This is a genomic window from Blastomonas sp. AAP25, assembly GCF_001295965.1.
GTDB lineage: Bacteria > Pseudomonadota > Alphaproteobacteria > Sphingomonadales > Sphingomonadaceae > Blastomonas > Blastomonas fulva.
Genome location: NZ_LJHP01000005.1, coordinates 471,419 through 489,553 on the forward strand (window position 1 = coordinate 471,419; position 18,135 = coordinate 489,553).

The 18,135-nt window shown below is 64.6% G+C and carries 20 protein-coding genes and 1 tRNA gene; 11 read left to right on the plus strand and 10 right to left on the minus strand.

Annotation, left to right across the window (positions count from 1 at the left end):
- Positions 1–127: 127 nt before the first annotated feature.
- Complete coding sequence (locus IP68_RS06925) at positions 128–685, minus strand: LemA family protein (protein ID WP_197275745.1); 558 nt, start codon at positions 683–685, stop codon at positions 128–130.
- Between the two features lie 59 nt (positions 686–744).
- Here IP68_RS06925 and IP68_RS06930 point away from each other — a divergent pair, with 59 nt between their 5' ends.
- Positions 745–1,677, plus strand: coding sequence for a DUF3137 domain-containing protein (locus IP68_RS06930; RefSeq protein WP_197275746.1), 933 nt, complete (start codon positions 745–747; stop codon positions 1,675–1,677).
- On the opposite strand, the gene IP68_RS06935 is transcribed toward IP68_RS06930, so the two are convergent.
- The 4 genes from IP68_RS06935 to yajC form a co-directional block, all read right to left on the minus strand.
- Positions 1,678–2,070 (minus strand): Mth938-like domain-containing protein, encoded by a 393-nt coding sequence (locus IP68_RS06935; RefSeq protein ID WP_054134214.1) that lies wholly within the window; start codon positions 2,068–2,070, stop codon positions 1,678–1,680.
- A gap of 15 nt (positions 2,071–2,085) precedes the next feature.
- Positions 2,086–3,075 (minus strand): protein translocase subunit SecF, encoded by a 990-nt coding sequence (gene secF, locus IP68_RS06940; protein ID WP_054134215.1) that lies wholly within the window; start codon positions 3,073–3,075, stop codon positions 2,086–2,088.
- Positions 3,076–3,090: 15 nt separating this feature from the next.
- Positions 3,091–4,695, minus strand: a complete 1,605-nt coding sequence (gene secD, locus IP68_RS06945) for a protein translocase subunit SecD (protein WP_054134216.1) — start codon at positions 4,693–4,695, stop codon at positions 3,091–3,093.
- Positions 4,696–4,811: 116 nt separating this feature from the next.
- Positions 4,812–5,138 (minus strand): preprotein translocase subunit YajC, encoded by a 327-nt coding sequence (yajC, locus tag IP68_RS06950; protein WP_054134217.1) that lies wholly within the window; start codon positions 5,136–5,138, stop codon positions 4,812–4,814.
- 208 nt (positions 5,139–5,346) lie between these two features.
- Between yajC and IP68_RS06955 the strand changes: the two genes are divergently transcribed.
- Positions 5,347–5,423, plus strand: a tRNA-Pro gene (locus tag IP68_RS06955).
- Positions 5,424–5,461: 38 nt separating this feature from the next.
- On the opposite strand, the gene IP68_RS06960 is transcribed toward IP68_RS06955, so the two are convergent.
- Positions 5,462–6,451 carry an aldo/keto reductase gene (locus tag IP68_RS06960; RefSeq protein ID WP_054134218.1) on the minus strand — a complete coding sequence of 330 codons (990 nt, stop codon included), beginning with the start codon at positions 6,449–6,451 and terminating at the stop codon, positions 5,462–5,464.
- 554 nt (positions 6,452–7,005) lie between these two features.
- Between IP68_RS06960 and IP68_RS19720 the strand changes: the two genes are divergently transcribed.
- Positions 7,006–7,284, plus strand: a complete 279-nt coding sequence (locus IP68_RS19720) for a hypothetical protein (protein WP_117351113.1) — start codon at positions 7,006–7,008, stop codon at positions 7,282–7,284.
- Positions 7,285–7,495: 211 nt separating this feature from the next.
- Entirely contained in the window at positions 7,496–7,843 is a 348-nt protein-coding gene (locus IP68_RS06965; protein WP_082382182.1) for a PilZ domain-containing protein, read from the plus strand.
- Here IP68_RS06965 and IP68_RS06970 read toward each other — a convergent pair.
- On the minus strand, positions 7,840–9,003 hold the full coding sequence (locus tag IP68_RS06970) for a glycosyltransferase (protein WP_054134220.1): 1,164 nt from the start codon (positions 9,001–9,003) through the stop codon (positions 7,840–7,842). The genes IP68_RS06965 and IP68_RS06970 overlap by 4 nt on opposite strands.
- 13 nt (positions 9,004–9,016) lie before the next feature.
- Positions 9,017–9,580 carry a helix-turn-helix domain-containing protein gene (locus IP68_RS06975; protein ID WP_054134221.1) on the minus strand — a complete coding sequence of 188 codons (564 nt, stop codon included), beginning with the start codon at positions 9,578–9,580 and terminating at the stop codon, positions 9,017–9,019.
- Between the two features lie 99 nt (positions 9,581–9,679).
- On the opposite strand from IP68_RS06975, the gene IP68_RS06980 reads away from it, so the two are divergent.
- A complete protein-coding gene (locus tag IP68_RS06980) occupies positions 9,680–10,201 on the plus strand; it encodes a DUF6456 domain-containing protein (RefSeq protein ID WP_231683780.1) in 522 nt (173 codons plus the stop codon).
- 65 nt (positions 10,202–10,266) lie between these two features.
- Here the strand turns inward: IP68_RS06980 and IP68_RS06985 are convergent, their stop codons facing one another.
- Positions 10,267–12,087, minus strand: a complete 1,821-nt coding sequence (locus tag IP68_RS06985) for an ABC-F family ATP-binding cassette domain-containing protein (protein ID WP_054134222.1) — start codon at positions 12,085–12,087, stop codon at positions 10,267–10,269.
- A 120-nt stretch (positions 12,088–12,207) separates the two neighbouring features.
- On the opposite strand from IP68_RS06985, the gene IP68_RS06990 reads away from it, so the two are divergent.
- The 5 genes from IP68_RS06990 to IP68_RS07010 all read left to right on the plus strand — a co-directional run bounded on the left by IP68_RS06990 (position 12,208) and on the right by IP68_RS07010 (position 16,531).
- Entirely contained in the window at positions 12,208–13,059 is an 852-nt protein-coding gene (locus IP68_RS06990; RefSeq protein ID WP_054134223.1) for a D-amino-acid transaminase, read from the plus strand.
- Positions 13,060–13,165: 106 nt separating this feature from the next.
- The gene (locus IP68_RS06995) at positions 13,166–13,924 is read left to right on the plus strand and encodes an SIMPL domain-containing protein (RefSeq protein ID WP_054134224.1); all 759 of its coding nucleotides are present in this window, start codon (positions 13,166–13,168) and stop codon (positions 13,922–13,924) included.
- 87 nt (positions 13,925–14,011) lie between these two features.
- A complete protein-coding gene (locus IP68_RS07000) occupies positions 14,012–14,332 on the plus strand; it encodes a PepSY domain-containing protein (protein ID WP_054134225.1) in 321 nt (106 codons plus the stop codon).
- Positions 14,333–14,457: 125 nt separating this feature from the next.
- Positions 14,458–15,135 (plus strand): response regulator transcription factor, encoded by a 678-nt coding sequence (locus IP68_RS07005; RefSeq protein WP_054134226.1) that lies wholly within the window; start codon positions 14,458–14,460, stop codon positions 15,133–15,135.
- Between the two features lie 76 nt (positions 15,136–15,211).
- Positions 15,212–16,531 carry an ATP-binding protein gene (locus IP68_RS07010; protein ID WP_054134369.1) on the plus strand — a complete coding sequence of 440 codons (1,320 nt, stop codon included), beginning with the start codon at positions 15,212–15,214 and terminating at the stop codon, positions 16,529–16,531.
- A gap of 155 nt (positions 16,532–16,686) precedes the next feature.
- Here IP68_RS07010 and IP68_RS07015 read toward each other — a convergent pair whose 3' ends face one another.
- The gene (locus IP68_RS07015; protein WP_054134227.1) at positions 16,687–16,974 is read right to left on the minus strand and encodes a chorismate mutase; all 288 of its coding nucleotides are present in this window, start codon (positions 16,972–16,974) and stop codon (positions 16,687–16,689) included.
- A gap of 104 nt (positions 16,975–17,078) precedes the next feature.
- On the opposite strand from IP68_RS07015, the gene IP68_RS07020 reads away from it, so the two are divergent.
- Positions 17,079–18,107 (plus strand): polyprenyl synthetase family protein, encoded by a 1,029-nt coding sequence (locus IP68_RS07020; RefSeq protein ID WP_054134228.1) that lies wholly within the window; start codon positions 17,079–17,081, stop codon positions 18,105–18,107.
- Positions 18,108–18,135 lie beyond the last annotated feature (28 nt).

Genomic DNA, 18,135 nt, shown 5'->3' on the forward strand with positions numbered 1-18,135 from the left:
GCAGCAGAGGATAGACGATAGGGCCACGCAGCAAAATTAAACTACATTAACCTTGCAGATTTGTGATGCGTCAGCCGAGCAGGGATACCTGAATTACTGTATCGATAGAGCAAAGTGCCACCAAGGCTCAGAACGAAACCTTCGGCGCGTTGCCCAGTGTCGCCCGCTCGTCATTGCCCAGCTCCCAGAAGTTCTGCGGCTTGAAGCCCAGAGCGCCGACGAACAGCACCGCGGGGAAGGATTCGATCCCCGCATTATAATCCGCACTGGCGGCGTTATAGGCGCGGCGCGCGGCGGCGAGCTTGTCCTCGACATCGGCGAGCTCGTGCTGAAGCGACTGGAAATTGGTGTTGGCCTTGAGGTCGGGATACGCCTCGGCCAGCGCGAACAGGTTCTTGAGCGCGCCGCCCAGCGCCATCTCCGCGCCCTGTGCCTCGCCCGGGCCGCGCGCTGCCAGCGCATTGCCCCGTGCAGCGATCACCGCCTCGAGCGCGCTCTTTTCATGCGCGGCATAGCCTTGCACGGTATTCACCAGATTGGGGATCAGGTCGTGCCGCTGGCGCAGCCCCGCATCGATATCAGCCCAGCCCTGGCGGCAATTGGCGCGCAGCGCGACCAGCCGGTTGTAGATCAGCACAACCGCCAGCAACAGCACGACGACGACACCAGCTATGATCCATTCCATAGACAATCCCCCATTGCGAGCCCTAGAGCTATCATGCGCGCGCGCCGGGGGGAATGCCGATGATCACAGTGCCCGATGTCGATACGTTGATGGCAGGTGACCTGGGAACGTGGCTCACCGGGCAGGATCAGGCACGCAAGGATGCCAAGAGCCGGGCAGCGAAATGGTGGATCGCAGGGGCCGTCATCGGCCTGCCGTTCCTGCTGGGACTGGCGATCGAAGGCTTTCTGGGTCAGCTGTTCGCGCTCGTCGGCATGGGGATCATGGCGATCTGCGCTGGCAAGGGGGCGATGATCCGCCAGGCGGTGGTCACCAGCCTCAAGACACAGATGAACACCACGCTGGCCCGCACGCTGGGCATTTCCTATTCCGCCGCAGCTTCGTTTGGAGAGGAATTCGAGCTCGCCTGCAGGTTCGATTTGCTGCCATCCTATACCCGCAAGACCTGCCAGGATCTGTGGCAAGGCGATCTGGGGGGTACGCGTTTCAACCTGTACGAGGCCACGCTGATCGAACGGCGCGGGTCGGGCAAGAATGCGCGCGATGTCACCGTGTTCAGCGGCGTCATCCTGAAGATGCATTTCGCGCGCGACTTTCACGGCGTCACCCTGATCGAGCGGCAGCGGATGAGGCTCGCCCTGTTCGGCGACAGTCAGACCAAGGACGGCATCAGGCTGGAGCGGGTAAAGATGGTCGATCCGCGCTTCGAAAAGGCGTTCGATGTCTATGGCAGCGATGCGGTGGAAGCGCGGTATCTGGTGCACCCGGCCTATTGCGAACGCCTGATCGCGCTGGAGGACAAGTTCGAGGGCAAGAAGCTCAAGGCGCTGTTTCACAAGGGCGATGTCATCGTGACGATGGAAAGCGACGATCTGTTCGAAAGCGGCTCGCTCGATCCGCGCCGCGATCACGAACTGCTGGCGCGCACGATCGAGCAGTTCCGCGCCATGGCGGACATGATCACGAGCCTGAACGAGCGGCCGAGAGGCTGATCAGATCGCCATGATTGCAGCGGCGATCCAGCGGTCTTCGGATCGCAGGATGCCCCAGGCGCGCGCGGCGGCGCGGCTGTCCATCGCCTCCACGCCGATGCCGCGTTCTTCCATCGCGCGGATGAAGGCGCGGGGAGGGTGGGCGAGCGCCGGGCCGGTCCCCAGCAGCATGAATTCGGGCGGTGGGTCCATCGCCAGCACCTGCTCCAACGCCGCGATACCGAGCGCGTCGATCGCTGGTGTATCCCAAGGCATCGCCGAGACGGGGGTCAGCACCAGGCTGGATTCGACCCGGCGCGGGCCCAGATTGTCGCCGTCGAGCTTGAAGCCGTGCGCGGTGAAGCCCGTGATCACCGGGCCGGACGCGCGCGGGTCCTGGTTGAATTCAGCCATATTGAGCGCTGCCGATCAGGGCTGGGCGCCCCCGACGCCCTCTTTCAGCTTGGCTGCGGCCTTGTCGGCATCAGTCATCTGAGGGATGAAGCTGTGCGCGCCCACGCCCAGCCACACCAGGATCGGGTTGGCCATGTACACCGACGAATAGGCGCCGACGAACAGCCCCAGGGTCATCGCGGCAGTAAAGCCGAAGATCACGCCCGGGCCGATCAGCAGCAGTACGAGCAAAGCGACCAGCATGGTCAGCGATGTCATCACGGTGCGCGCCAGGGTCTCGTTGGTCGACAGGTCGAGCAGCGCGATCATGTCCATCTTGCGGTACTTGCGCAGGTTCTCGCGCACGCGGTCGAACACCACGATCGTATCGTTGAGCGAATAGCCGATGATGGTCAGCAGCGCGGCGACGATGTTGAGGTTGAACTCGAGCTGGGTCAGCGCGAAGAAGCCGAAGGTCAGCACCACGTCGTGGAACAGCGCGAACAGCGCGGCGAGCCCGAACTGCCATTCGAACCGGAACCAGATGTAGACCGCAATCGCGAGCATCGCGAACACCAGCGAATATACGCCGGTCGTCAGGAGCTCTTCGGACACCTTGCCCGATACCGAATCCACCCCGTCGATGCGAGCGCCCTGCGCGGCATATTCCTTGGTGATCATCTGCGTCACGCGGCTGGTGACGGCATTGACCTCGTCGACATTGTCGCCGGCGAGCCGCATGCGGACCGAAACCTGGTTGGGCTGGCCGAAGCGCTGGATCGTCGATTCGCCGAGGTTGAGCGCCTCGATGTCTTCGCGCAGATCGGACACGGGGGCTTCGGCCACCTTGTCGAAGGTCACCTGGATCATCTGGCCGCCGACGAAATCGACGCCCAGATTGAGGCCGCGCACACCGACCAGCACGAGCGATGCGATGATCGACAGCAGGCTGATCGTCATCGCCAGCTTGCGCCAGCGCAGGAAGCGGATGTTGGTATCGTCGGGAACGAGCTTGAGGAGCTTCATGGGGTCAAGCCTTCCTTAAATGACCAGCTCGCGCGGACGCGCGCGCTTGAGCCAGATGGCGACGAACATGCGGGTGACGTACACCGCAGTCCACACCGATGTGAGGATGCCGATCATCAGCACCACGGCAAAGCCGCGCACAGGGCCGGAGCCGAACAGGAACAACAGCACGGCGGCAATCACGTTGGTGATATTGGCATCGAAAATCGCGCGCGAGGCTTCGGTATAGCCGACCTCGATAGCCTGGACGATACGCCGGCCCGCCTTTCGCTCTTCCCGGATGCGTTCGTTGATGAGCACGTTGGCGTCGACCGCCGCGCCGATAGTGAGCACGAAGCCCGCGATCCCCGGCAGCGTGAGTGTCGCGTTCATCAGCGCCATGATTCCCAGGATCAGGAAAATGTTCAGGATCAGCGCGATGTTGGCATAGAGGCCGAAGCGGCCATAAGTGACCGCCATCAGCACCAGCACCGCGATCGTCGCGATGCCGCCTGCGAGCAGGCCGAGCTGCACCGATTCGGTGCCGAGATCAGGCCCTACCGAGCGTTCCTCGACCACCTTCAGTTCGACCGGCAGTGCGCCCGAGCGCAGCGCGATCGCCAGCTGGTTGGCACTTTCGGTGGTGAAGCTGCCGGAGATCTGGGCGGAGCCGCCCAGGATCGGTTCGTTGATGTTGGGAGCGGACAGCACTTCGCCATCGAGGATGATCGCGAAAGGCTTGTTGACGTTTTCCTGCGTCAGCCGAGCAAAGCGCGATCCACCCTCGCGGTCGAAGGTGATCGACACGACGGGTTCGTTGGTCTGCTGGTCGAAGCTCGCCTGCGCGTTGGTCAGCTTGTCGCCACGGATACCGCCCAGACGGCGCACCGCGATCGGCGTGCCGCCGGCCGGGTTGCTGGGGTAGGGGACGACCTCGCTGCCCACCGGGGCGCGGCCTGCGGCGATGTCTTCGGGGCTGGCGTTCTGGTCGACCAGCTTGAATTCGAGCTCGGCGGTCTGGCCGAGCAGTTCCTTGAGCGCTTCGGGATCTTCGAGGCCCGGTACCTGGACGACGATGCGGTTGTCGCCCTGGCGGATGATGGTCGGCTCGCGCGTGCCCAGTTCGTCGATGCGCTTGCGCACCACCTCGGTCGCGGTTTCCATCGCCTGGTCGAGCGCCTCGGTCAGGCCCGCTTCGGTCGGGGTCAGCACGATGCGGCTGGTGTCGCGCACCTCAATGTCCCAGTCGCGCTGGCCGGTCAGGCCCGCACCCGTGGTCATCGGTAGGATCGCCTCGCGCGCGGCATCGACCTGCGATACGTCGCGCACCAGGAACGAAAGCTTGCCGCCTTCACGCGAGATATCGCCGATGCCGATCCGCGGCTTGGCGGCGCGCATGGCGGTGCGCACGGTCTCTTCCATGTTCTCCAGACGCTGCGCCGCGACATCCTTGGGGTCGCCCTCCAGCAGGATGTGGCTGCCACCCTGAAGGTCGAGCCCCAGATTGATCTTTTCCTGCGGAAGGAACGATGGATAATAAGGCGAGATGCTGGCAGGCAGCAGGCTGGGGATCGCCAGCAGCACGCCCAAAGCGAGCATCAGGCTGATCGAGATCGTTTTCCAGCGCGGAAAATCAAGCATTCTCAAGGCTTCCTTGGCAGTGCCGCGTCATGCGTCGCACAGGGGCGGGCAAGGCGGACGCGAACCGGATGTGCGCGCCATATATTCATGTGGCTCATTTGCGGCAAGGCGATAGGTCAATCGTTGGCGGGCGCACCGCCGGGCTGGACGACATCGCTCAGCGTTGCCTTGACCGCGCGCACCTTGGCACCGCCCAGATCCAGCTCGACATAGATGTCGTCGACCTTGATCACCTTGCCGACCAGACCGCCGCCGGTAACGACCTGATCACCACGCTTGACCGCATCGATCTTGGCCTTGTGCGCTTTCATCTGCCGCTGTTGCGGCCGGATGATCAGGAAATAGAAGATCAGCAGCAGCGGCACGAACATCAAAAGCTGAGTCCAGGCCGGAGCCCCACCGGGAGCAGCCGCAGCCAATGCAAGCAAAAGTGTCGAGTCCATGTCGATAAATTCCGAATGTCTGAAAAAAGCACAGGAGAGCGACGCGGCATAAAAACCCGGTCGCGGCGATGGGCGCGCCTATCATCATCGGCCGCTTATGGCAATTGGCGATGACCTGTGCGTTGCGGGCGAACGACGGGCTTGCCATTCGTGTCGCACCGCCATATAGGCGCGCTTCCCATCAGCCGCAGCGCGGCGATGGCACGGTCGGGACGTAGCGCAGCCTGGTAGCGCATCACACTGGGGGTGTGGGGGTCGGAGGTTCGAATCCTCTCGTCCCGACCAATTTTCTCACCGCAGCGATCCGGGCGATCGGGCGGGTTTCAGCCAAACATCTCGGTATCGATCGTCCGCTGCATGGTTGCGCCATAGCGTGGGCCGGCGACGGTCTGCTGGTTGATCATCGCATCGATCCGCGCGGCGGCATCGGCGGGGATGGTCCAGTCGGTCCGCGCGAAATTCTCTTCCATGTGCGCGATCGATCCGGTGCCGGGAATGGCGACGATATGCTCGCCGCGCGACAGCACCCAGGCGAGCGACAGCTGCGCAGGCGTGACCCCGTGTTCGGCCGCCAGCGCACAGAACTGATCGACCAGGGCGAGGTTCGCGGGCCAGTTCTCGTCGTTGAAGCGCGGCATTGCGCGGCGCAGATCGTTGTCTGCCAGCGCGGCAACATCGCGCACGCCCCCTGCCAGCACGCCCCGCGCAACCGGCGAGAAGGCGACGAAGGTCGTCCCCAGTTCGCGGCAGGCATCGAGCACGGCGATCTCGGGCTCGCGCGTCCAGGGCGAATATTCGGTCTGCATCGCAGCGATCGGGTGGATCGCTGCCGCACGGCGCAGGGTGTCGGCCGACATCTCGGACAGGCCGATGCTGCCGATCTTGCCCTCTTTCACCAGCTCGGCCATCGCGCCCACCGATTCCTCGATCGGCACGCTGCGGTCGCGGCGGTGCATATAATAAAGGTCGACATGGTCGGTCTGAAGCCGGGTCAGCGATTCATCGATGCAGCGACGGATGCTTTGCGGGCTGCAGTCGATCCCGCGCTTCTCGCCCTCGATGACGATACCCATCTTGGTCGCAAGGAAGAACTCGCCGCGCCGTCCCTTCAGCGCCTCGCCGATCAGTGTTTCGTTATGGCCCAGACCATAGATGTTGGCGGTGTCGAGATGATCATAGCCGATATCCAGCGCCCGGTTGAGCAGGGCGATCGCCACGTCGCGCGGGGGCAGGGCACCATAGCCCCAGCTCAGCGACATGCAGCCAAGGCCGATGGGGTTGACCGGATTGCCGTTGATCGTGCGGGATGTCATGGACAGGCCTTTCTGAACCGGAAGTGGTGCGCTTCTGGCCGGTCGCACAGATGGTGTTTGTCGGTCAACTGCCCTGTCCGGAAGTGCCGGTCATTGAAGCCAGATTGCCCTGTGGGCGATTCGGCGTGCATGTCCCGGCAAGGCGCGCCGCGACGGGGGATCTGCCCGATGCTGCAACGGCGGCGGGTGGGTTTCACCGCCAGACGGCACAGTGCGTCGTGGCGGGCGCAGCCTAGTGCAAGCCCTTGTCTTTGATCGGTTAAACTGGCGGTTTGCGAAACTCAAAACGCGGCGATCGCGCGAATTGATGCGGCGCTCTGTCGATGTATCAGCCCCGTCTGGTTCCAGAACAAGACGCTTGGAGTGTCAGTATTTTATCCTCTTTTCCGCGTTTCGTAACTCGGCTATATGCACGGTTCCCAAGGGTGCGGGGGATAGGGGTCGGGCCATGTGCGTGTCCTTCCTGCGCCAGTGCAAGAAATTTGTCTTGCCAGAGTCCCAAGGGTGTCGATACAACGCGGGCTCTTGTTTCCGCAACGAAGGGGAAAAGTACCATGAAGTCCATCATCAAGCTGAGCCCGGTTTTCGCCGCCGCTAGCGTTCTGGCTCTCGCAGCCTGCACTCCGGAAGAAGCCGCTGAAGCTCCTGCTGAAGAAACCACTGAAGCTCCTGCTGAAGAAGCCATGGAAGCTCCGGCCGCTGAAGGCGCCGAAGCTGGCATGGAAGCCGGAATGGAAGCTGGCGCCGAAGCCGGTGCTGAAGCTGGTGCCGAAGCCGGTGCCGCCGCTGGCGCAGAAGCTGCTCCGGCCGCTCCCGCCGCTCCTGCTGAATAAGCAGACGCGCAGCTGCGCCTGAAAAGGCAAAAGCTCTAAAAGACGCCCGGCACCCTGATGGGGTTGCCGGGCGTTTTTGCGTTTCACACCCGTTTTCCGCGCATTTACTAACGATTAGGGTGTTGCCGTTAAGACTTAACATCGCGTAGCCACATTCCGGCCCCTGCCGGACGTGGACCACGCGAGGGTTTCGCTTCATCGGGGGCAGGTTATGACGGCGACAATGGGCAAGCAGATCGGGGTGGGCCAGGCGGCCACCGACCGCCGCTACGCCATTCGCATCAATGTGCAGATCGACGCCGACCTGCTCGAGCAGGGGCGTCGCCGCTGCGGTGTCACGCTCACCAACCTTTCGATCACCGGATGCCGGTTCGAATCCGACTATCTGCTTCGGCTGCCCGCGCCGATCACGCTGCTGATCGATGGCGTCGATCCGATCGTTGGCGAAGTAGTGTGGGCCGAAGGCAAGCTGGTCGGGTGCCATTTTGCCGAGGCGCTGAGCCCGACGATCTGCAACCGCATCATCCGCACGCTGCGCGATCGCGCCAAACGGCCCTAAGCCGCCAGAATTCTCTCGAAATACCGGTGCAACTCGTCCGCATTGCGGTCCCAGCTGAACCGCGCGACGCATGCGCGGACTGCGGCCGGGTCCGGACGCGCAGCAAGCACGCGGCCGATGGCATCGGCCAGCGCGGCAGGGTGAGCGTCTGCGATCAGCCCGGCGACCGGATCGGTGAGCAGCTCTGCCGCGCCGCCGGCGTCGCAGATCACGATGGGCGTCCCGCAGGCGAGCGATTCGACCCAGGCATTGGCGAGGCCCTCGGACTTTGACGGCAGCACCATCACGTCGGCCGCCGCGATCCAGCGGGGCAGGTCGTCATGCGGCAGCGACCCTGCGAAGGTCACGCGGCTGTCGACCCCCAGCCGCACGGCAAGCGCGCGGAATTCCGCCTCCGCTTCGCCCGCGCCAGCCAGAACCAGCGTCGCCTCGGGCATGAGCGGCAGCGCTTCGATGATCAGGTTCTGGCGCTTGCGCGGGATCAGGGCACCCACCGAAATCAGCATCGGGCCAGTGATGCCCAGCTGTTGGCGCAAAGCGCTTCCGTCCTGGGGCGCAAAGCGCTGCTGGTCGCAGCCGGTATAGTGCACCATGATGCGATCGGCGGGCATGCCCAGCGCGACCATGTCCGCCTTCAGCGCCGCCGATACCGCAAGCAGACCATTGGCATCGCGCCCTGCCTGCACCACTGCCTCTCGCGTTCTGGCAGCGTTGCCCCAATGGTGAATGTCGGCACCGCGTGCCTTGACCGAATAGGGCAGGCCCAATTCCTGCGCGATGATGCGCGCGGCGGGGCCATCGGGATAGAAGAATTCGGCATCGATCAAATCGAACGGCTGTTCGCGGTGCAGCCTGCGCACCATCGGCAGGACGGCGCGGGCGAGCAGCTGCGGCTGCCAGTGGCTGCCGATTCCTGGCACATGCATAAAGCGGGGGCGATGGACATCCAGCCCGTGCCAGCTTTCGTGCGCGGGCAGCGCGGCGATCGCGCGGTAGCGCGAATGGCGCGACAGCGGCCAGGGCGGCACCGCCTGTGGACTGATCACCGTGACCTCGACGCTGGCGCGTGCCGCCAGCGCCGCGGTCTGGCGCTCGACGAAGATCCCGAAATTGGGGCGGGCGGCATTGGGAAACAGCGTGGCGAGGGTGAGGATGCGCATATCGCCGTTGCTTCTACAGCGCGCGGATTAACGTTTCTGCCACGGCCAGCCACGGCGGATTGCTCACCACCTGCTGGCGGGAGCCTGCGCCCGGTGGCAGAATCTGGATACGCTCGCCATCGCGCGCGATCAGTCGGCCGAAGACGAAGCGACCGGCGGGGCGGGGCACCAATACGTCGCGGTTGAGCGCCGAGCCGATGCCGTCCGCACCGATCCGCCGCAGCCACAGCGTGTCGCCGCTGCGATACTCGCCCAAGCTGCCGATCACCCGCATCGCCACCATCTGGTCGTTCGGGATCGGCGGAACGGCGGTTTCCGGGCGGCTGAGCGCATGCGCGCCATCGGCTCCGAGCAGCGCGACGACCGCCAGCTCGGCGGTGGTTTCGGTGCTCACCAGCGCGCTGCTGTCGACCTCGAGCGCTGCGGCGATGCGGTTGAGCCAGTCGAGCGACAGGGTGCGCGTCCCGGTCTCCAGCCGCCCGATGGTCTGCGCGGTGGTCGGCGGATCGCAGCGCCGGGCGACATCGTCCAGCGTCATGCGGCGGGCGCGTCGGACATCGCGGATACGGTTGATCATGGAGCATCCTCTCGAACCGGATTGGAAAACAACTTTCCTACAATCCAACCGCCATGGCAAGACGATATCGGCATAAACGAACCGATATGGATGGTGGTGATGGCAAAGGCTGAAGTGTTTGGTGCTGTCCGGCAGGTGGCCGGGCGGTTGTTGACGGAGCGCGCGATCGAGGGCGAGACGGTGGCGCGCGCAAACCGAAGCGCGCGGCATGCGCGATCGGTGACGGTGAACCTGGCTGAATCGCCGTTGGGCTGGCTGCTGGCGCGCGGGCTGATCGACGAGCGGCAGTTCGAGGCAGGGGAGAAACTGCGCGCCGATTGGGAGCGGGCGAACCTGGCCCCTTCTATCACCATGCGCTGGGATGCCGCACCGCGATCCGGCGGCTATCGCGGCAGCGACGACCATCTCGAGCCAACCGAACGCCAGGCGGCGGCGCGCCAGCGTTTCGATGCGGCAATCACCGCGCTGGGCCGCGACCTGAATGACATCGCCTGGCGGGTGATCTGCTCGGGCGAGGCGATGCCGGTGGCCGAAAAGGCGCTGGGCTGGCCGGTGCGCTCCGGCCGCCTGGTGCTGCGCATGGCGCTCGACCGGCTGGCAGATTTCTATCGGCTGCCTTGAGAGACTAGCTCAGTCCCCTGCCTTCGCAGGGGACCGGGTAGGGACCGGATCGACAGTCGGTGGCGTTACCCCATCGCCTCGACCTGCTCGGCCAGATCCAGCCAGCGCATTTCGGCGGCGTCCTTCTCTTCGCGGGCCTTCTCGATCGCCTTGGTCAGCGCGGCGAACTTGGCAGGATCGCGGGTATACAACTCCGGGTCGGAGAGCGCGGCCTCATCGCGCGCGATGGCCGCCTCGATGGCCTCGATCCTTTCGGGCAGAGTGTCGTAATCGCGCTGGTCCTTGTAGCTCAATTTGACCTTCTGCGAGACCGGCTTGGGGATCGCGGCAGCTGCCGCGGCGGCGGCCTCGGCCTTGCTGCGGTTCGACTTGACCCAGTCGGCGGTGCGCTGCTTGCGCTTGGCTTCCCAGTCGGCATAGCCGCCCGCAACGACATCGACCACGCCCGAGCCGTCAAGCCCGAGCGTCACGGTGACGGTGCGGTCTAGAAAGTCGCGGTCATGGCTGACGATCAGCACCGTGCCGTCATAATCGGCGATGACCTCCTGCAGCAGGTCGAGCGTTTCGAGATCGAGATCGTTGGTCGGCTCATCGAGCACCAGCAGGTTGGAGGCGCGGGCGAACTCGCGCGCCAGCAGCAGCCGCGAGCGTTCGCCGCCCGACAAGGTGCCGACGCGCGCCTCGACCAGTCCGGGGTCGAACAGGAACTCCTTGAGATAGCCCTGGATGTGCTTGCGCACCCCGCGCACGTCGATCCAGTCTCCGCCCTCGGCGAGCACGTCGCGCACGCGCTTTTCGGGCGACATCAATTTGCGCTGCTGGTCGATGATCACGCCGTCCAATGTCTTGGCGAGGGTGATCGTGCCGCTGTCGGGCGCGAGCTCGCCGGTGAGCAGGCGGATCAATGTGGTCTTGCCCGCGCCGTTCGCGCCGACGATGCCGATGCGGTCGCCACGCTGCACCCTGAGCGAAAAGTCCTTGATGATCGTGCGCGCGTCTTCACCTTCGCCGAACGTCTTGAACACCCGGTCGGCGACGATCACCGACTTGGTCTTGCTGTCGTCGCTCACGGCTTTCAGCTTGGCGGTGCCCTGCGGCCCCAGCATCGCGGCGCGGGCTGCGCGCATTTCCCAAAGCTTGGCGAGCCGCCCCTGGTTGCGCTTGCGCCTGGCGGTGACCCCGCGCTCGAGCCAGTGCGCCTCGATCTTGAGCTTGGCGTCCATCTTGTCGGCGGCGCGGGCCTCCTCGGCATAAACCTGCTCCATCCACGCCTCGTATCCGCCAAAGCCGATCTCCTGGCGTCGCAGATTGCCGCGGTCGAGCCACAGGGTTTGTTTCGTTAGCCGTTCTAGGAATGTGCGGTCATGGCTGATCACCACGAACGCGCCGTTGAAGCGCCCGAGCCAGCTTTCGAGCCAGTCGATTGCGGCAAGGTCGAGATGGTTGGTCGGCTCGTCGAGCAGCAGCACATCGGGTTCGCTCGCGAGCGCGCGGCAGATCGCGGCGCGCCTGCGCTCGCCACCGCTGGCGGTCGCTGCCTCGCGCGACAGATCGATACCGATCTGGTCGGCGATCGCGGCGACCTCGTGCGCGGGCGGAGCATCGTCTCCGGCAAGCGCCCAGTCGTTCAGCGTGGCGAACCCCTTGAAGTCGGGGTCCTGCGCCAGCATCACGCAGCGGATTCCCGGCTGGATGGTGCGCCGTCCGCGATCCGCCTCGATATCGCCCGCGATCAGCCGCAGCATCGTGGTCTTGCCTGCACCGTTGCGCCCGATCAGCGCCAGCCGGTCGCGCGGGCCGACATGCAGGTTGATATCGCGGAACAGCCAGCCGGTGCCCTGGATCAGGCCAAGGTCTTCATAGGATAGGACAGGGGGTGTGGACATGCGCAGGCACTTAGGCGCGGGCGCTGCGCGGCGCAATCCCCGGCCATTCTGCAACATCCGTCTTGACCCGCCGCCCGCGCTCATCGCAAGACGGAACAAATACGCCAGAAAGGGTCGGCCGTGCGGACAGTGTATCTCAATGGGGATTTCGTCGCGGAAGACGCGGCGCATGTTTCGATCTTCGATCGCGGGCTGCTGTTTGCCGATGCGGTATACGAGGTGTTCTCGGTGCTGGACGGGCGGATCATCGACCATGCAGCGCATATGGCCCGGCTGGAGCGGTCGCTCGCCGAGATGACCATCGCGCACGATGTTGCTGCGACCGACTGGGCAGGCGTTCTGGCTACGCTGATCGCGCGCAACGATCTGACCGAGGGAACAATCTATCTGCAGGTGAGCCGCGGGGCGGCGGACCGCGATTTCCTGTTCCCCGCGCCCGGCACTCCGCCCACGGTGTTCGCCTTCACCCAGGCCCGCGCCTTGGTCGACAATCCGACGGCGCAGCGCGGCATGCGGATCCTTACCCGGCCGGACCGGCGCTGGGGCCGGCGCGATATCAAGACGGTGCAGCTGCTCTATGCCAGCATGATGAAGATGGAGGCCAGGGCGGCGGGGGTGGATGATGTCTGGCTGGTGGAGGGCGATGTGATCACCGAAGGCACTTCGCAGAACGCATGCATCATCACCCGCAACGGCCATCTGGTCACGCGCGATCTGGGGCATCACATCCTTCCCGGTGTGACTCGCCTCAGCCTGATCGACATTGCGCGGCAAAGCGGGATCACGGTGGAAGAGCGGCCCTTCACCATCGCCGAGGCGCAGGGTGCGGCGGAGGCCTTTGTCACATCGGCGTCGCTGTTCGTGATGCCGGTGGTCGAGATCGATGGGCTCAGCATAGGCGATGGCCGCCCCGGCATGGAGACGATGGCGCTGCGCAAGGCGTACATCGATCATGCCCGCGGCACGGGATGACAGAGATGTTTACAAGGCTTGCGCGCGTCTGACTGATCCGTTCAGTCGATTGACACGTACGCAGGCGCATTGACACCCCTTCACCCGGCGGTTGCCGGAAAAACCGATGTCGTTCAATCTTCTGGAGACCCCGCTCATGATCAAGACCGTCGCTCGTGCCCTGCCGCTGGCCTTCCTTGCTGCCGCCGCAACCCCTGCGATTGCCGCTGTGGATGTCACCCCCAGCGCCGGCGCGCCCGTGGTCGAACTCAGCATCACCGAGACGGTGCTTGGCGCCCCCGACACCGCGACGTTCAGCACCGGCGTGACCAGCAAGGCCCCGACCGCGTCTGCCGCGCTTCGCCAGAACTCCGCCGACATGGACAAGGTGATCAAGCAGATCGTCGCGCTGGGCATCAAGCGCGAGGACATCCAGACATCGGGCATCAACCTCGCCATGGATTATGAATATGGCAACGATGGCCGCCAGCCGCGCTTCATCGGCTATCAGGTCAGCAACACGGTCACTGTGAAAGTCCGCCAGATCGACAAGCTGGGATCGATCCTGGATTCGGTCGTGTCGCAGGGTGCCAACAACCTGTCGGGCCCCAGCTTCAGCATCGATGACGACAGCACCGCGCAGCGCGAGGCACGCGACAAGGCGATGAAGCGGGCAGAAGCCCAGGCGATGGATTATGCGCGCCGCACCGGCTTCACCGGGGTGCAGCTGCTCGCAGTGTCCGAAGCGATCTCCAACGCCTCGCCGATGGGGATGATGGACATGAAGCGCACCACGATGCAGTCCGTCGCCGCCGCCCCGCCGATCGAGGGCGGTCAGGTGGGTACCAGCGTGACGGTCAACGCAACTTATCAGATGACGCGTTGACCCACGCGCGGCTCTGGCCAAAGGCTGAAGAAGCGGTTAGCGCGCTATTCAGCGGTTATTCAATGATCGGGGGGTAATGCGGTCAGCATGAAACTGTTCTCTCTCTCCTTGCCTGCTCTCGCTCTGGGCGCTGCCCTGATGGTGACGGGCGCGCCGCATGCCGACGCGCTCGACGGCAAGCGCCGCGGCGAACAGAGCGAGGCGCGCGAACAGTTCATGGCAGGCCAGGTGAAATCGCTGCGCGAGATCGAGGGGCGCATTCTCCCCAAGATGCGCGGCATGCAGTATCTCGGCCCCGAATATGACGCCGGCTCGCAGGTCTATCGGCTCAAGTTCCTAGACAGCGGCCGCGTCATCTTCGTCGATGTCGATGCGCGTACGGGGGCGATATTGCGCCAGACCGGCTGAACCATTTGGGCCTTTGCTGCAGCCGCCAGCCTTGTCACCACTCCCTTTTTGGCCAATATGCACCCATTCAGGCAAGCGACGGCATCCGCCATGCCGCTTCCCAAATCCATTTGCAGGAGTAGCCCATGCGCGTTCTGATCGTCGAGGATGAACCCACCCTTGGCAAACAGCTCAAGTCCACGCTCGAGGCCACCGGCTATGCGGTCGACCTGTCGGTGGATGGCGAGGACGGCCATTTCATGGGCTCGACCGAGGATTATGACGCGGTGATCCTCGACCTGGGTCTTCCCGAGATCGACGGGCTGACCGTGCTGGGCATGTGGCGCAAGGAAGGCCGCACCTTCCCGGTGCTGGTGCTGACTGCGCGCGACAGCTGGTCCGACAAGGTCGCCGGGCTCGATGCGGGCGCGGACGATTATCTTGCCAAGCCATTCCAGACCGAAGAGCTGATCGCGCGGCTGCGCGCGCTGATCCGGCGTGCCTCGGGCAACGCCTCGAGCGAGCTGATCGCGGGCGATGTCCGGCTCGACACCCGCTCGGGCAAGGTTTCGCTGAATGGCGAGCCGGTGAAGCTGACCGCGCAGGAATACAAATTGCTGTCGTACCTGCTGCACCACAAAGGCAAGGTCATCAGCCGCACCGAGCTGATCGAGCATATCTACGACCAGGATTTCGACCGCGATTCGAACACCATCGAGGTGTTCGTGACGCGCATCCGCAAGAAGCTGGGCTCGGACGTGATCACCACGATTCGCGGGCTCGGCTACAGCCTCGAAGACCCGGCAGAGCGTGCCGGCGGCTGATCTCGACCAGACGCTGACGGGCGGGTCTGTCGCGCCTGCTCCGCCGCTGCCCAATACCGGCTCGCTCAGCCGCCGGATGATCGGCATCGCTGCGGCGTGGATATTCGTGCTGCTGCTGGGCGGCGGGCTGGCGCTCGACCGCATCCTCACCAACACCGTCACCACCAGCTTCGACGATCAGCTCGAATATGTGCTGACCGCAATGATATCCTCGGCGGAAATCGGCCCCGATGGCGAGGTGTTCTTCAACCGGCCGCTGGGCGATCAGAGGTTTCTGGAGCCCAACAGCGGCCTCTACTGGCAGATCAGCGGCGCGGGCCATTCCGATTTCACCTCGCGCTCCTTGTGGGACCGCGCGCTCAGGATCGAGACTGACCACAGCGACGCGCAGCCGCATATCTACAACAGCGACCAGTTTTCCGACGACGAGCTGCGGATCATCGAACAATCGATTTATCTGCCCGGATCCAAGGTCCGCTGGCGCTTCATGGTCGCGCAGTCGCGTGACGCGATGGACCTGCAAATTCGCCAGCTGCGCCAGACGCTGACCTACAGCTTTGCGCTGCTGGCACTGGGCCTGATCATCCTTGCCGGTTTGCAGACGCTCTATGGCCTCTGGCCGCTGCGCAAGGTGCGCGAGGCGATCCAGGCGATGCGCACAGGCCGGATGGACCGGGTGCGCGATCCGATGCCGATCGAGGTGATGCCGATGGTCGAGGAATTGAATGCATTGCTCGAGCACAACGAGAAACAGGCCGAAGAGGCGCGCAGGCATGCGGGCAATCTCGCGCATGCGCTCAAGACTCCGCTGACCGTGGTCATGAACAGCGCCACCGCGCGCGCGGATGACCTGGCCGATACCGTGATCCGCGAAGCCGCGGTGATGCGCCGCCAGGTCGATCATCACCTCGCGCGGGCACGCGCTGTCGGGCGTCGCGGCCAGGCGCTGGCGCGCGCCAATGTGTGGGAAAGCGCGCAGGCGGTCGAGCGCGCGGTGGTGCGGCTGTACCCGCATGTCCGCTGCGACCTGGATGGCAGCAAGACCGCGAGCGTCGCGATCGAACGGCAGGACCTTGAGGAAATGCTGGGCAATCTGGTCGAGAATGCGGGCAAATATGGCGGCGGCAGCGTGTTCGTCACCATCGATCCCAAGGGGTCCGCGGACCCGAAGCTGGTCGATATCTGGATCGAGGATGACGGCACCGGAATCCCCGAAATCGAACGCACCCGCATCTTCGATCGCGGCGCGCGGCTGGATACCGGCAAGCCGGGCACGGGCCTTGGCCTGGCGATCGTGCGCGATGTCGCGGAGATCTATGGCGGGCTGGTCGAGCTCGACGAAAGCGAGGATCTGGGCGGCCTGCTGGTGCGGCTGAGGTTGCCGCGGGCGGGCTGACCGAATTCTCCCCTACCGCTTGCGGGAGGGGTGGTTGAGGCGAAGCCGAGGCGGGGGTGGGCCTGAGAAATCAAGCTCCTGCACCGGGTGTGCTCCCAGCCCACCCCGGTTCAGCAAGCTGAACCTGCCCCTCCCGCAAGCGGGAGGGGAGAAAGTTACCCAGCGTCCCTGATCTTCTCGTGGTGCCGGATCACCTCGTCGATCACGAAGCGCAGGAACTTCTCCGAAAAATCGGGATCCAGATCGGCATCGACCGCGAGCCGCTTCATCCGCGTGATCTGCTCTTCCTCGCGGCCGGGGTCGGCAGGGGGGAGCGCGGTCTTGGCCTTGTATTCGCCCACCGCCTTGGTGATCTTGAACCGCTCGGCCAGCATGAAGATCAATGCGGCATCGATGTTGTCGATGCTCTGCCGGAAAGCGGCCAGGACGGGATCGTGCGCCATAAGCGGAAGCCTTGTCTAGAACGGGACCAGAATCACGCTACGGATCACAACACCGCTGCGCTTTGCGCTTGCCTTAAGCCATGTGGATTGCCACATCGCAACCCATGACAGCGACTATCCACCCGATCGGCCGCCCCGGAAGCGCGCCTGCCGCCGCGCCCAGCCTTGATCCGATCATGGCGCTGGTCGCGCACGACATGAATTCCGTCAACAGCGTGATTCTGGACCGGATGCAGTCGAAAATCCCGCTGATTCCGGAACTTGCAGGTCACCTGATCGCAGGCGGCGGCAAAAGGATGCGTCCGATGCTGACGCTCGCCTGCGCGCGGCTGCTCGATTATCCCGGCACCCGCCACTACAAGCTGGCGGCTGCGGTAGAGTTCATCCACACCGCCACGCTGCTGCACGACGATGTCGTGGACGGGTCCGACATGCGGCGCGGCAAGAAGGCTGCAAACCTGGTGTTCGGCAACCCGGCCACGGTGCTGGTCGGCGATTTCCTGTTCAGCCGCTCGTTCGAACTGATGGTCGAGGACGGCTCGCTCAAGGTGCTCAAGATCCTGTCGGGCGCATCGGCGATCATCGCCGAGGGCGAGGTCGACCAGCTCACCGCGCAGCGCCAGATCGAGACAAGCGAAGAGCGCTATCTTGCGATCATCGGTGCAAAGACCGCGGCGCTGTTCGCCGCTGCCTGCCGGATTTCGGCGGTGGTGGCAGAGCGCAACGAGGCCGACGAGCTCGCGCTAGACGCCTATGGCCGCAATCTGGGCATCGCGTTCCAGCTGGTCGATGACGCGATCGACTATGTCTCCGACGCAGCACAGATGGGCAAGGATGTCGGCGACGATTTCCGCGACGGCAAGGTCACGCTTCCGGTCATCCTGGCCTATGCGCACGGCAGCCCCGAAGAGCGCAAGTTCTGGGAAGCGGCGATCATCGGTCACCGCACCTCGGACGAGGATCTGGCGCACGCCACCGATCTGCTGCGTCAGCACAGCGCCATCGATCTGACGCTCGACCGCGCCCGCCACTTCGGGCAGCGCGCAATCGACGCTATCGCGGGCTTCCCCAATGGCAAGGCCAAGGCGGCGCTGATCGAAACGGTCGAGTTCGCGATCGCAAGAGGGTATTGAACCCGGCTGACCCGAATCACCGGGCAGG